The 14,075-nt window shown below is 30.5% G+C and carries 16 protein-coding genes; 6 read left to right on the forward strand and 10 right to left on the reverse strand.

The genetic code is table 11. The annotated features are described in order from the left end of the window. Window positions 1-148: 148 nt before the first annotated feature. Entirely contained in the window at window positions 149-409 is a 261-nt protein-coding gene (locus tag AAGU07_RS01375) for a hypothetical protein (RefSeq protein WP_342457426.1), read from the forward strand. A 125-nt stretch (window positions 410-534) separates the two neighbouring features. On the opposite strand, the gene AAGU07_RS01380 is transcribed toward AAGU07_RS01375, so the two are convergent. From AAGU07_RS01380 to AAGU07_RS01400, 5 genes are all read right to left on the reverse strand, one after another. Next, window positions 535-945, reverse strand: a complete 411-nt coding sequence (locus tag AAGU07_RS01380; RefSeq protein ID WP_342457427.1) for a secondary thiamine-phosphate synthase enzyme YjbQ — start codon at window positions 943-945, stop codon at window positions 535-537. A gap of 192 nt (window positions 946-1,137) precedes the next feature. Next, window positions 1,138-1,437 carry a hypothetical protein gene (locus AAGU07_RS01385; RefSeq protein ID WP_342457428.1) on the reverse strand — a complete coding sequence of 100 codons (300 nt, stop codon included), beginning with the start codon at window positions 1,435-1,437 and terminating at the stop codon, window positions 1,138-1,140. 260 nt (window positions 1,438-1,697) lie between these two features. Then, window positions 1,698-2,543 (reverse strand): methanogen output domain 1-containing protein, encoded by an 846-nt coding sequence (locus tag AAGU07_RS01390; RefSeq protein WP_342457429.1) that lies wholly within the window; start codon window positions 2,541-2,543, stop codon window positions 1,698-1,700. An 11-nt stretch (window positions 2,544-2,554) separates the two neighbouring features. Continuing rightward, window positions 2,555-3,655: a histidine kinase dimerization/phosphoacceptor domain -containing protein gene (locus AAGU07_RS01395; protein WP_342457430.1), complete on the reverse strand. Its 1,101-nt coding sequence runs from the start codon at window positions 3,653-3,655 to the stop codon at window positions 2,555-2,557. A gap of 12 nt (window positions 3,656-3,667) precedes the next feature. After that, entirely contained in the window at window positions 3,668-5,815 is a 2,148-nt protein-coding gene (locus AAGU07_RS01400; protein ID WP_342457431.1) for a PAS domain S-box protein, read from the reverse strand. A 503-nt stretch (window positions 5,816-6,318) separates the two neighbouring features. Here AAGU07_RS01400 and AAGU07_RS01405 point away from each other — a divergent pair. Beyond that, window positions 6,319-6,915, forward strand: a complete 597-nt coding sequence (locus AAGU07_RS01405; RefSeq protein WP_342457432.1) for a DedA family protein — start codon at window positions 6,319-6,321, stop codon at window positions 6,913-6,915. A 93-nt stretch (window positions 6,916-7,008) separates the two neighbouring features. Here the strand turns inward: AAGU07_RS01405 and AAGU07_RS01410 are convergent, their stop codons facing one another. Further along, window positions 7,009-7,215 (reverse strand): hypothetical protein, encoded by a 207-nt coding sequence (locus AAGU07_RS01410; protein ID WP_342457433.1) that lies wholly within the window; start codon window positions 7,213-7,215, stop codon window positions 7,009-7,011. 274 nt (window positions 7,216-7,489) lie between these two features. Between AAGU07_RS01410 and AAGU07_RS01415 the strand changes: the two genes are divergently transcribed. Both AAGU07_RS01415 and AAGU07_RS01420 read left to right on the forward strand, forming a co-directional pair. Continuing rightward, window positions 7,490-8,245, forward strand: coding sequence for a hemerythrin domain-containing protein (locus tag AAGU07_RS01415; RefSeq protein ID WP_342457434.1), 756 nt, complete (start codon window positions 7,490-7,492; stop codon window positions 8,243-8,245). A 450-nt stretch (window positions 8,246-8,695) separates the two neighbouring features. Then, window positions 8,696-9,049 carry a hypothetical protein gene (locus AAGU07_RS01420; RefSeq protein WP_342457435.1) on the forward strand — a complete coding sequence of 118 codons (354 nt, stop codon included), beginning with the start codon at window positions 8,696-8,698 and terminating at the stop codon, window positions 9,047-9,049. Between the two features lie 154 nt (window positions 9,050-9,203). On the opposite strand, the gene AAGU07_RS01425 is transcribed toward AAGU07_RS01420, so the two are convergent. Then, window positions 9,204-9,518 (reverse strand): DUF3892 domain-containing protein, encoded by a 315-nt coding sequence (locus AAGU07_RS01425; protein WP_342457436.1) that lies wholly within the window; start codon window positions 9,516-9,518, stop codon window positions 9,204-9,206. Between the two features lie 746 nt (window positions 9,519-10,264). On the opposite strand from AAGU07_RS01425, the gene AAGU07_RS01430 reads away from it, so the two are divergent. Further along, complete coding sequence (locus AAGU07_RS01430) at window positions 10,265-11,053, forward strand: succinylglutamate desuccinylase/aspartoacylase family protein (RefSeq protein WP_342457437.1); 789 nt, start codon at window positions 10,265-10,267, stop codon at window positions 11,051-11,053. Window positions 11,054-11,364: 311 nt separating this feature from the next. Then, window positions 11,365-11,661 carry a hypothetical protein gene (locus tag AAGU07_RS01435; protein WP_342457438.1) on the forward strand — a complete coding sequence of 99 codons (297 nt, stop codon included), beginning with the start codon at window positions 11,365-11,367 and terminating at the stop codon, window positions 11,659-11,661. Window positions 11,662-11,729: 68 nt separating this feature from the next. Here AAGU07_RS01435 and AAGU07_RS01440 read toward each other — a convergent pair whose 3' ends face one another. Genes AAGU07_RS01440 through AAGU07_RS01450 form a run of 3 tightly spaced genes read right to left on the reverse strand, consistent with a single transcriptional unit; the run spans window position 11,730 to window position 14,072 of the window. After that, window positions 11,730-12,056: a hypothetical protein gene (locus AAGU07_RS01440; RefSeq protein ID WP_342457439.1), complete on the reverse strand. Its 327-nt coding sequence runs from the start codon at window positions 12,054-12,056 to the stop codon at window positions 11,730-11,732. 18 nt (window positions 12,057-12,074) lie between these two features. Next, a complete protein-coding gene (locus tag AAGU07_RS01445; RefSeq protein ID WP_342457440.1) occupies window positions 12,075-12,353 on the reverse strand; it encodes a winged helix-turn-helix domain-containing protein in 279 nt (92 codons plus the stop codon). Window positions 12,354-12,377: 24 nt separating this feature from the next. Beyond that, window positions 12,378-14,072 (reverse strand): cell wall-binding repeat-containing protein, encoded by a 1,695-nt coding sequence (locus AAGU07_RS01450; protein ID WP_342457441.1) that lies wholly within the window; start codon window positions 14,070-14,072, stop codon window positions 12,378-12,380. Window positions 14,073-14,075 lie beyond the last annotated feature (3 nt).

Genomic DNA, 14,075 nt, shown 5'->3' on the forward strand with positions numbered 1-14,075 from the left:
AAACGATGATATTATTATCCATTATGTCTTAATTCATTAACACGCTACTATCCATTTATCTTTAGTAAAATTTTAATTCATATTAAACAGTAATCTTTTTATACCCTTATGTGTTAATTTATTAATAACATATTTGGAGGCAAATAAGATGACATTTGCTAAATGGGTAAAAATTATTTTGAAAAATCCTGTAATTAAAGATAAAAGAGAAACAGATGAACTTATTTATACTGTTGGGGAACCTTTCGATAAAAATCTTGGTAAAATAAACCAGATCCATATAAATGGGGACCAGATAGTTATTTCATGCAATTCGCCAGAAAACAACGAGATGATATCTGTGGGTATACCCATAAATTCCAATGTTTTGAAATATTACTATGGTAAAAATTCTATGAAAATTTCTTGAGAACTTAAATTTAGGTTATAATTTATAACAATTATTTTACTCCTATTTTTTTATTTTAACTACAATCTATCCAAATACAGCACAAATACAATTTAAAAACTTTAATTAACAATAAACAGTTTAGTCTATTTACCCATAACTGTAATTACAAATTTTCTATTTCTCGGACCGTCAAGTTCAACGAAAAAAACACTCTGCCATGTCCCTAAACTTAAATGACTATTTTCTACAGGAATAGTTTCACTACTTCCAATAAAAAAAGATCTTATATGTGAATCCGCATTGTTATCTATCCTATCATGTAAATAATTATTATTCTCTGGAATTAAAGACTCTATTGCATTTTGAAAATCTTTCACCAGTCCCGATTCATTTTCATTTATGACTATTCCAGCAGTTGAATGCTTGGCAAATATATTAATCACACCATCTTTTATTTTACTTTTAGTTATAATATCATTAATATCCTGTGTCATGTCTATAATTTCAACTCTCTTGTTTGATCCTTTATTTAATACGAATTTTTCCATCTCCATATGCTCACCTTTTATAGACAAATATTCTATCTAATTTAAATCCAAGTATTTATAGAAAAATACTAAACACATTTTTATCCATTATTTTTCGTTTTAACCCATAATTTTAATCTATTTTACTTCTATTGTCTTAATATTCATTTAAACTATCTTAAACCCCTAAAACTAATTATTAGATTTGCCGATTACAAATTAACAACATGTAACAAAGTTTATAGTAACATTTTGAGATTTCAGATATTCAACACACTCTTCAAGGGAAGACCCCCTAAACACGATATCCTCTTCTCGAAGTTGATCCGTGGATTTATCTTCATCCAGAATGCTGTTGAGCTTAAGCACTATAAAATCACTAGATGACTCATGAATAATTTTAATAGATTCTAACTTTTTTTCATCAGTTGGAACCCAATCAAATGGATCAAATCTATTTGGAAAGCGTCTTGACTTTCTTAATCTAATTGTTTTTCCTTTTAAATTTTCTAGACTCATAAAAATCACCATTTACTGATTCATTTTGTTTTCATAAAAATAAATATTTATCTATTCCTTATTTTAATTTTTAAATTTATTAAACCATTTAAGCCAAAAAAGAGGCAAATACTAACATTTAAACTTAATTAAAGATCAATTATCAATATAAAATAGAACTGAAAAAAAAATAACCTGCAAGTCAATAGGAGCAGGTTATTTAATAGTTCTATCTAAAATAGCAATATTATGCTGTTTAAAAGTATAAAAAGGCAAAAATATTATTTGAATCTGAAAATACATGATTTAGATCCGTCTGCTATGGTTGTCCTTTGATCTACATTTCCTTCAAATTCTATCCATTTAAAGCTGGAGTTCAGTATTGCATAACAGTTAAGGCAAAAAACATGTTTCTTTTTAGCATCCTCTTTCCATGGGCAGTTTAAGAATTCTATATAATATCCCTGATCATTAAACAGGAGTTCATTTTGTATGCCAAACCCGTTAAATAAATCAGATAACCATGTAAGATAATATTTAAATAGGACGTCCGGCTCCTCGGTTAATTCACCGCCCATTTCTTCATCGAAACTGGGTTTAAATTCTTCTTCTAACCGTTTTTCAAGTATGTCTAAAAGCATATCTTTAAGTTCTTCTTGAGAAGCTTCAGCATAATGGGGTAGAGCAGTTAAAACAAAATCATAGTAATCCGCCAATATTTTCCTTTTGATGTTTTCACTGTTTCTCTTTTCTGATTCATGCTTGTAAAGCGCCATTTCAATATGAGCCTTCATTTCACTTGTTCTAAATGGTTTAACCATATATCCATAAGGTTCTGTTATCCGTGCGCGTTTTAATATTTCATCATCAGAATATGCTGTTAAATAGATAACCGGAATATCTAAATCATCACGTATATGTTGTGCAGCTTCAATACCATCCATATCCCCTTTTAATACTATATCCATCAATATCAAGTCAGGCCGTGATTGTTTTGCACGTTTGATTGCTTCTTCACCCCGATCAACTGTGTCTACAACGTTATATCCCAGATCTGTTAATTTCTGTTCAACAGCCATTGCCATAATGACCTCATCTTCAACTATCATAATTTTTTTGCCAGACATTGAATGCCTCCTTATATCTCTAATTCTTTAAATGTAATTTTAAATTCACTACCTTCTGATGCATCCATCTCTATAATTCCATCTATTTGTTTTGTAATCCTATTAATAAGTTCTAAACCCAATGTACCTGTTTTTTTATAGTCTAAATCTTTAGGAAATCCTATTCCATTATCTTTAACGATTAATTCAAATTTATCACCGATTTTATGGAATACAACAGTAATGGTTGGTATTTTAGATACAGACTCTGAAATTATACAAGATTGACTGGCAGATGTTCCATCTGCTGACCTGCAGCCGTAGGTAACGGGGAATGCATATTTCAAGCTGTTTGTTAGTAATTCATTTAATATCAAACCTAATGGAATTGCAGTATCGATATCTAAAAAAATATTTTCCACATCAGTAATCAGGTTAATCTGTCCGGAAGCAGTTACATATGTACTAACTAAATCCGTTGCCAGTGTACAAATATACTCTCCAAAATCAATGCTTTTAAGATCTGCGGATTGATAAAATCTTTCATGTATAAGGGCCATTGAATTTGCTCGATTTTGACTTTCCCTGAAAAAATTAAAATCCGTTTTATCCTTGATATAATGGGACTGAAGCTCAAGTAAATTTGATATCATAATAAGATTATTTTTAACCCTGTGATGAATTTCTTTTAAGAGCATCTCTTTTTCCTGCAAAGCTATTTGTAACTCACTTTTACTTTTTTTAAGTTCAGTTAACTCATCACGTTCTGTAAGGGCTCTTTTAACTGCTGGTACTAATTTAGTAAGGTTATTTTTAAAGACATAATCTGTAGCACCCTTTTTCAACATGTCCACCGCGAATTCATCACCTATTTTCCCACTTACAAAAATAAATGGAACTTCAGGGGCTATTTTTTTAGCAATCTCTAAAGCTGAAACACCATCAAATTTGGGAAGCGAATGATCGGCCAATATCACATCGGGTTTAAATAAATTAAGCCCCTCAATGAAATTTTCCTCTATTTCTACCTGTTTAGAGGTAAAATTTATACCTTCACGGCGCAGTTCGTATTCTATTAACTCAACATCATACTGAACATCTTCCAGTATAATAATCTTAAGTTCTTCTTTCATTTAATCTCCCACTTAAAACCTTTTTTTATACTTCAATTCCTTAAATCTTATGCGAAATGTTGTTCCGCCATCTCTTTCTAATTCTAATGATCCTTCCAACTGATTTATAAGCATATTCACCAGCCGCAAACCTAACGTTTGTATATTCTCAAAATTGATATCTTCTGAAAGGCCGATACCATTATCAGCAACAATAAGTTCCAAATATTTATCATGCATGTGAAGCCTTACAGATACCTCTCCAGAATTATTATCCGGAAATGCATATTTCAAGCTGTTAGAAACCAGTTCGTTTATTATTAATCCGCAGGGAATTGCAGTTTCAATATTTAAGAAAATTTCTTCTGCATCAATAATAAGTTTAATATTGTTTTTTACACCATAAGAGTAAAATAAATCTTGAACCAGATTTTTTATGTAATTTGAAAAATCTATACCTGCCAGATCAGTGGATTGATAAAGCATATCATGAATCATAGCCATTGATTTAACCCTATCTTTACTTCCATGTAAAACATTAACTGTTTCTTTGTTATCAACATAATTTCCCTGTAGATCGAGTAAACTTGAAATTATCTGCAGATTATTTTTAACCTGGTGATGTATTTCTTTTAAAAAGAGTTCTTTCTCCTTAAGTGATGCTTTAATATCTTTTTCTATTTTTTTTCGGTGGCTTATATCACGAAAAACAACTTGAACAGCATTTTCACCGTTGTAGGTAAATCCAGTTGCTAAAACTTCAACATCAATTGGTGTTCCGTCTGCACGTAAAAATTTTTCTTCAATTGGTGGGAGTGTCCCACCATCTTTTAACATTTTTTGTACTCGTTCCATTACAGTTTTATGGTACTCGCCATGTATAAATTCAATTAATGGAATATTCATGAACTCTTCAGGACTTTTTATCCATAAAAGTTCCATTGCAACTGTATTTGCTGATATAACGTTATTACCATCATGAATTACAACTGCATCAAAAGAATTTTCCAGTAATTCACGGTAGCGATTTTCACTTTCCTTTAACGACTCTTCTGCTTTTTTACGTTCACTTATATCTAAAAAAGAAACCACACGATTTTTAGTATTGGGAATTAATGCAACAGTTACATGGACATCTTTAATGTCGCCTTTTTTATTAATTAATTTAGTTTCATAATTTTGAGGGACTGATTCAGGGCTAATTTTTCTTAAGCTGTGATAATTCCTTACCATTTCTAAGTCTTCTTCAGCTATAAGGTCTATCCAGCTTTTTTTACCTTCCATATCTTCTTTTAAATACCCTGAAAGCTTCTCAAATTCACTATTTGCAATGGAAACAACAGTATCTTCCCCAAATATTAATGTTGCAGTTCCAGTATTTTCAAAAATAGTCCGGTAATACAGTTCTGACTTTTTAAAATCTGTTTCTGCTTTTTTACGCTTTGTAATATCTGTTATGAATCCTTCTAGTGCAATTAAATCTCCTTCTGGAGAGAATATACCTTTCCCCTGCTCCCAAACATGTTTTTCTTTTGAATCTGCTGTAATTATTTTATAAGTAATTTTAAAATGTTCTTTTTCTTTTAAGGCTTTTTGAATGGTATCCCATACCATTTTCCGGTCTTCAGGATGTATTAGATCTACATAAGAAACATTTTTATTCATAATGATGTCTTCTGATTGATACCCTGTTAATTCCAAACAACCATCGCTTACAAATTCCATTGTCCAGTTGAGGTCATTACTGCATCTGTAAACCACCCCTGGTAAGTTACTTATTAAAGTTTCAAAAGTACGTTCATTCTCTTTTAAAGCTCTTTCTGTTAATTTAAGATTATCAATCTCTTTTTTTGCATTTCCATATAAATTCTTATTTTTCTGTAAAACCATTGCCTGGTGACGAAATAGAATAAATACAATAATTCCAACTACTAATTCAAGATATATAAAATTTAGAGAAGTTATGTTATAACTAGCCCATATAATTAAGAAAAATGTGGCCAATATAACGCATAACGGCAAATAATATAAAAAACTTGAATTTATTATCCCTGATTTAAATGTATCCGTCTCACTATTCTCTAAACGGGATTTAGTCATTTCTGGAGTTGCATCTTCACCCGAATTAGAGATAAGATATAAACTAAAAATGAATTTAAATAATCCCCTTTTTTTAAGCATAAAGAGCTTTTATATTCACATGATTTTATATTTAAATAAGTTAAATGTGCAGTATGTCACGAGAATTATCAAAATAGCTGTAAAATTATATTATAATTTACAGTTTTATAGAACTTATTTCAAAATTCATGGGACATAAACTATATTTAAAAGGATATTTACCGCATAATAATTATTTAAGACACTATTATAAATTATATTTCAGTTAATATCCATAATAATATAAATCATTAATTATCCAGAATGTTAACTGTATAATATTAATTTTAACTGTTTAAATGGTTTAGTTATTTATTTTATCTAATAATCCGTAAAACACCTTAAAAAAATTTTTATATAAATATTTTCTCGCAATAGCAAATTGGAATCATCCGAGGCATATGTTTTATAGTATCAAAATTAATAATTCAAATAATATCTAAAAGTATTTAGCTTATGTTTAAGTTTTAATCCTTAAATTTGAGCTTATAATAACTAATTAATTGAGGAGAAAAAACAACATTATGATAGATCTTGCTACCTATTTTGGTAATTTAGCAGTTAACCTTATTGGAACCCTTGGTTATCTTGGTGTTGCAATTGGAACTGCATTTTTTCCAAGTGAAATAATAATGCCTTTAGCAGGAGTTGCCGTTTCACATGGAAAAATGACGCTCTGGGGAATAATAGCTGCAGCAATCATAGGAGATGTTTCAGGTGCTTTAATCATCTATTTTATAGCATATATAGGTGGAAGGCCTTTAATGGAAAAATACGGCAGGTACATACTTATTGACCATGATAAACTTGAACATGCAGACGCATGGTTTGAAAAATACGGGCCTGAAGCAGTACTGATAAGCAAACTTTTACCCATAATGGGAAGAGTTATATCTGTGCCAGCTGGAATTGCCAAAATGAGCCTTAAAAAATTCATTATTTACACTTTTATAGGTACAGTACCATTTGCAGTTACTTTAGGATATTTGGGAGTGCAGTTAGGTATTAAATGGCCTGTTATAAAAGAATATCTTGATACGTGGGATATAGCAATAGTTGCAGTTGTTTTTGTAGGTATTTTAAGTTATTTAATATATAAAAGGCGCGTTAATACAAAATAAGGCGTTGTTTTTTCATAATTAAACTACAAAAAGAAAATCAGTTAAAATAGTAGAGTATTTAAACCCATAATGTGATTTTATTATTTATTAGCTTTATTTATCTAGCTCAGTTAAGTCAGTTAAAATTCTCCGGACTATCATATTACCAACTATATCAGTTAAAGTTTGAGATACAGCAAATAAATCTTGATCCAGTGGCCCTGTCATCATTTCTTTAAATTGATTTAATTCGCTATCAGTAACAGTTACTGTATACTCCCTAGTTTTTTCTTCCTCATTTCTTTTATGTTTAAGCTCCATTTTTATCCCATCCCATGCAACCCTAATTTATTTCAAATTAATCACTATAAAATGAGTTAAATTCTAAACAAATAACTTAGATCACTGAAAATTACAATACATGGTTAAAAGCACTTTTAAAAATAATTTCCATTATGGCCCACATATTGGAAATCATATAGACAAATAATAACATTAAGTCCTTTTTAAGCTTTAAAACCTCACTAAATATTTTTATTCTTAACTAATTTAATATCTTACTAATTGCATAATAAGTAATAAAAGGTGGTATTTCATGACTGAAAAATTATTTCAGATGTTGAAAAAGGATCATGATAACATTAAAAATCTTCTAAAAGAAGCTTCCGAGAAAGAAGATAGTTCTAAATTTAGAGAAATTAAACATCAGCTGAATATACACATGGAAGGAGAAGAAGAATTCTTTTATCCAAGATTAAAGCGAATAGATGAATATGAGGTAAATCAGAGTTTTAAAGAACATGAAAAAGCCAGAAAAATGATTAAAGATATGGAAGAAATCCACTGGAAAGATAAAGAATGGATGAACAAACTAAAAGAGTTACAAAAAACAGTAGAAGCTCATTTTGAAAAAGAAAAAAACATGATATTTCCAGAAAGTGAAAAAATCAGTACTCTTCAAAGAGAAGAAATAGCTCAACATATAGAGAAAGAAAAGATGCGTAAAAAGTTAAAGAGCATTCCGCATGAAAAGTTAGTACCTTTACCTGATAATATTGATATTCCACAAACCATTCCTGCGTCTCAAGTTAAAGTACCTTCAATGTATATAAATGGAGACGTTGAATATGAAGATGCTGAAGGAAATAAAGTTAATAAAGAAAATGCCACTCATTTAAGACTTACAGGTATTGATAGAAGATCTGATATTGTCGTAGGGCCTGTTAAACCTAAAGGGATGATTAAGTTGACTTTATATTTTAACAATAAAAATTCACCTGAAACCAAAGAGAAATCAACAAGCAGCAAAAGTAAGATATTTAATGAGGAATACAAACCTATAACTAAATAAAACTTTTAATACATTCCCTTTTTCTAAAATAAAGACTTTTAAATTCATTTAAAGTAATGATATCCTGTTAATTCTTCTCATTTTATCTCTTAAAAATGCCTTATCTCCCTTAATCATATCTCTTATTTTAAAATAAATTTTTCATATTAAGACTTTAAAATGGCTGTTTTGAAGCTATAAACCTTGTTCAAAGGATTGAGTTATATGTGCCCCTTAATGACACCAATTATTGATTTCTGAAAATAGTTTTAAAAAGGCTTTAAATCCTAAAAAGAGTTATATGAATGTCTTTTTTTTGATTTTAAACCAAAAGATTTATATATGATCCCATATTATTATGGTTGTACTTAAATGTCCTAACTTAATATTTGAGGACGCGGAGGCGGTATAATTAATCGAAGTAGTTTATTTAAGATTTTTGGATTTCTTGTAGTCCTGCTGATTGCAGGAATGCCGGCAGTATCTGCAGGTAGTGTCGGTGCAAAACATGTGGTTGTAACGCCAAAATATGTAATGGCAACTGCAAAACATAGCTGTTCAATATCATCAGATTATAAATATCATACAAGGGTTTTCTACAACTACAACCCACAAAAACATACATGGGGAACATTAAAATTTGAGCAAGGAACATATTATGGTCCAAATCAAGGTACAAGTCCCGAAGGACTTTGGTATGATAAAAAAACAGATATGGACTGGTGTTTAGTTCATGGAAAATCCCATGATCACCGTGATGTTTATTTAATTCCATATAATGGAAAAATTCATGGAAAAAAAGTAGTTAACGGATATTTTGTATAAACATTCCAGAATGTAACTTAAAGACCTAATTAAACAAATTAGGCATTAAATTTTTATTTTTTGAAAAATTTTTTTAAGTATTTTTTTATCAAGACTGAATCTATTTTTAATTTTAACTAGAAAAAAATAAAAAAATAATCAGGTAAAGATACAATTATAAAAATGAAACAGCAGGAAGATTATTTAGATTATCTGAAGGGTCGTGGTCTTCATCTGTTCTGAGGTATTTATTTCCATTAACCTGGATAATATTAACTTTCTGACCTTCGTCCCAAATACCCTGATTACCATTAAGAATCGTTATGAACGTATAATTACTTTCTAAAGCTGAAACTACTTCATCTCGAGACCATATTTCAGCATCTCCCATTGCATTTCCTTTATCTTTATGAACTCTTGCCTGATCTATACAATTTCCTTCACCGTTGAATTTAACGGCGGATATACAATAATCTGCCCATTTTTCCATGGAATCTCCTCTTTTTATTAAAAAATTTATTGAATCTGAAATATATTCTGACCAATATGATCTTGTATCAGTTAGCAAATGATATTTATTGTTTCCTATTTGAGCTAAATAGAAAAGATTAAGGTATATTATTAGAAATAGATTAATATTACAGTTAATTAGTAATTTCCAAACCTTCTTTTAAGTTTAATTATAAGAATAAGCCGGCTTTAACCAGTACTAATTAATTTTTAGATAATGACAACAAAATAAAGCAGGAAGAATATCATACTAGTAATCTATTTAAATTTTTAAAGGTATTATATGTTATAAAGTGACTAGAACCATGCTTACCATAACCAAAAGCACCGTTAACAACTATTAGACTATTTTTCTTTTAAATCAAACTTAAAGTGTTAAACGTATTACTTTATATACTCATCAAATAAACAAAGTGCATTAAGCACCTCTAACTAATTTTTAAACCATTTGAGTCATTTTTCAAAACGCTGCGGAGGCTCTGAGAATAGCTACTTTTAAATAGAAATAAATTTTAGATGTTTGGAACACACCTTAATTCTGTTAAGGTTAATAAATGTCTTTTTATCTCACTTTTTAAATAATGAACAGATATAGCTCCTAAAACTTTTGTATATATTTGGATAATTCCTGTTTGATCACGTCTTCTTGAAATCATGATCCATTTTAAGCTAAACTTCAATTTTTTAGATAATACTAAAAATAAGGATGTGACATATAATATATTGATGCAAAATAAAACTAAAATAGAAAAGGCATTGCTTGCACCTTCAGCATATAAACTACAAATAGAAGTTTTAAATAAATTTGCAGCAGGGGACATTACAAAAAATAGATTAATAATGCAGCATATCCCTAAAACATCCCTTACCAATCAATTATTTCTTGCTGCAAAAAAAGGTACTCCTATCGTAACCTTCGGAAGAAAAAATAAACCAGGAATTATGATTTTAGCCGGAGTTCATGGCAATGAGTATCCTGCCCAAATAGCTGCTGTTAAGCTTATAAATAGATTAGCTGTAGAAGAATTAAATGTAACAGTCCGCGTGATTCCTTTTGCTATACCCTTTTCAACTGAAAGAAGCCTTAGATCATGGAAAGGCCAAGATCCAAACAGGACTGCAAATTTATATGGAACTCCCACCAACAACATACTGGCATATTCAAAGAGAAATAGAGTTAAATACCTGGGTGATTTTCACTCTACTAGACCTGGGGGATATCCCGGAAAAATAAGTGTACTCTGTTCAGAAATTCCCTGCCTTTTAAGTTTCCAGATGGCTGATTTTATAGAAAAAGAAACCAAATCCACACTGTTATCATTTACAAAGGCAGGATCAATATATCCTGGAGCTCTGGAAGATGTATTTAATTTAGCTGGAATTCCTGCAGTGACAGGAGAATCAATGTCACCCCATGGAACAGTTATGCCTGGAAGTGTCGACGCATCATTAGAACAGATGTACGCATTTTTAAAATTTCATAAAGTACTCAAAAAAGTGCCTGAAGTAACTTAATCCCACTATTGTGCCATAATAATCTTTTAAACTCAGTAAATCATTATAACATAACTTTTTTTATAAAAAAGTGGATAATATTCTTTTTAAACTCGAGTCATCATCCCCTTTTAAATTAGCCTTTTTAAAAATTAGAACTTTTTTTATTTTCAATTATTTTTTACCAAATTATAACTCAAAGCACTTATTTTGGAATAACTTTGGATTAATTTGGTAGAGAATTAGGATAAAAATCGGATTAAATTCGGCAAAATTACTTTTAACATGCTTTACATCTTTATATTATCAAAAGTACAATGGAGGTGAGAAATATGAAAAAAGTATCCATTAAAAAAGTAGCAATTGTTTGTGCTGCAGTGATGATGGTCAGCATGGTACCAATTTTTGCAGCTGATACAGGCAATTCCACAACAACCTTAAATCAGCACGTGAAACACCAGTACAAATATCAACATGGGTTAAATGACAGTGATAAACAGATTAATTCAAATCAGAATAAAGTACACGGCCAAACCATTAACTGCACCCAGAACTGTACTGAAAATCAGCACAAGTACAGCTACCTAAACAAAAATTCATATAACTGTACTAGAAACTGTACTTCCTGAAATTAGAGATGCATTATTAATATAAAAAGAATAAGATATTTTTATCTTATTCTCATTATTTTAAGGATTTATTCCCAGGATATCTTTAAAAATATAGATAAACCTACAAATTGAATTATATTTGTTACCAATAGAGGTATTCCCATTCCCTGACCTCTAAACCCACTTATTAAAAATATGAATCCAGTAAACAGAATGTTCTGGATTAAAAGGAGCACTGTAAATATCAGGATGCCCATTATAAATCTAGATTTAAATTCTTTATAACTGTTCCAGTAAACATATAACAGCGCTAATAAAATCAAAATATTGAAAATTCCAATTATTCCTGCTACAGAAACCAGCTCTGTATTATAATGACCAATACCCCCTCTAAATCCCTGCTGTAATCCCATATGGCTCTCCTCTCTATATTATTTATTATTTAATGACTCCCATATTTCTTCAAAAACATTATAATTTTCTTCCATTTTATCTGAAAGGAAATACATTATGTTATATTTTTCCCCAGTCGAAGTAACAACGTTGTTTTCCTCCAGAACTTTAAGATGATGCCTGATGGTTGTATAATCAAGTTTTAATTCATCTGCAAGTTGATGGGCATTATATGGCCGGGTATGCAGTTTGTTAATTATTTTAGCCCGGTTAACACCACCCCTACTTGCAAAAAGCCACCAAAGCACTTTTTTCATGATTTATCCCTTTTAAATTCTCTATTAACTAAATATCTGATAAAATGAACTCTTTATAAACTTAAATATAATATTAAAGGGTTCACTGGCCTTATTGACAAAAATATATTTTGGAAATGTCATATTTGCCTTGCTCGTATGGTCATAAGTTAATTCTGCAAATATATATCTCATATCTGCCTTATTTAATTTTTTACCATCCACAGTTACTGAATCAGGAATAGTTTTATTTGTTCCCATATAATCGGAGACATCATTTCCAGCTTCCCTGTATTCATCAATTGTAAGAACTCCAAAATAGGTGCTTTCTCCAGATATGTTGCCTGAAAAACTCAGAGATGTATTTTGAATAGGATAACCGCTTACATATTGTGAAGCCAGATATAACCATTTTAAAGTACCTAATCTAGGTTTTTTACCATCTAAAATACTTTGAGAGCCGTATGCAACCACTTCAGGATCTATTTCATGAATTCCAATTAGATTTGAATCATAGCTGGAACTGGATAAATTCGCATTTGAGGAATATGCCGCGTCAATTAATCCCGAAGCTATCTTATTGATCTCTTCATCCTGTGAAGACGTGCCAACATTTGGCTGAATCAATTCCACTCCTCCGCTCTCTAAAAATTTAGAAGGGTCGTATAAACCTGCAAAATAAACACTGGAATAATTATCATCCCACGCTCTAGGCAAATAACTCATATTATCTAAATCAAGCTTACCATAGTTTACAAAAACAATTCCATCCAGATTTTGGGCATATTTTTTAAGATAGCCTGCTTTAATACCCTCAATTAAGTCCACCATAGATCCAGGATCTACTGCTGCGATATAAGCTGCAATTCCACCAGGTGCATTTTGGATAGCTCTTGGCGCTTCGCCAGGTTTAGGAGATTTATTATCTATATCTACATTAGCTGAGCCAGATATGGCATCTTTTATTTTGTTAAGCATATCCTTATCATTGCTTTCTGATATCAGGTTATCGCATGTGATGTAAATTACAGGAAGGTTGTTATTTGCATAGCTGTTCATTACAACGCTTGTTGTGATATCATTTGAAGACCATAAAGTCACTTTATCATTTACAGTAACGTTTTGGTCTACGCTGAAGCTTGCATCTTTCCACAAGGCCATTGCCACTGGTAAAAGGCTTAAAGGAGCTTTAATTTTTGTATTTCCACTTTGAATGCTGGTTAATGTATTTTCATCGTTACCATTCCATACCCTCTCTGTTTGGATATTAGAATATTGATTAAGTACAGAATCAGGTATTGAAGAAGGGGAAGCACAAACGATTATCTTTTTAGGTGATAATTTCTGAATTTCAGCATTTACGTTATCTGGAATGGTATTACCGACTACTAAAAGTGGAGCGTTATTTTTTATTGCAACCAATGCTGCAGATACATCTTGACCTGTTCCAAGCACGACAACGTCGCTTGTTGTCCAGTATTTGCTGGAAATACTAACTGAATCTGCAGTAATCTTTTCTCCACTTAATGAGATATCCCCAAAAACAGTGGCAGTTTTACCATTTAAATAATTTAAAACAGCTTGGCTTGGATTTTTATCACTTAAAATAAGTTGACTATTCGTAAATGAGGCTGCAGGAGCTGTTATTATCTCATTTGAGGGTTCGCTCACGAATACATTTGCTGATGCAGGAGCAAGCAAAATAAAAATAGTTACAAAGAACAATATAGCTTTATTCATTAA

Origin of the sequence: Methanobacterium sp., assembly GCF_038562635.1 — an archaeon.
GTDB lineage: Archaea > Methanobacteriota > Methanobacteria > Methanobacteriales > Methanobacteriaceae > Methanobacterium_D.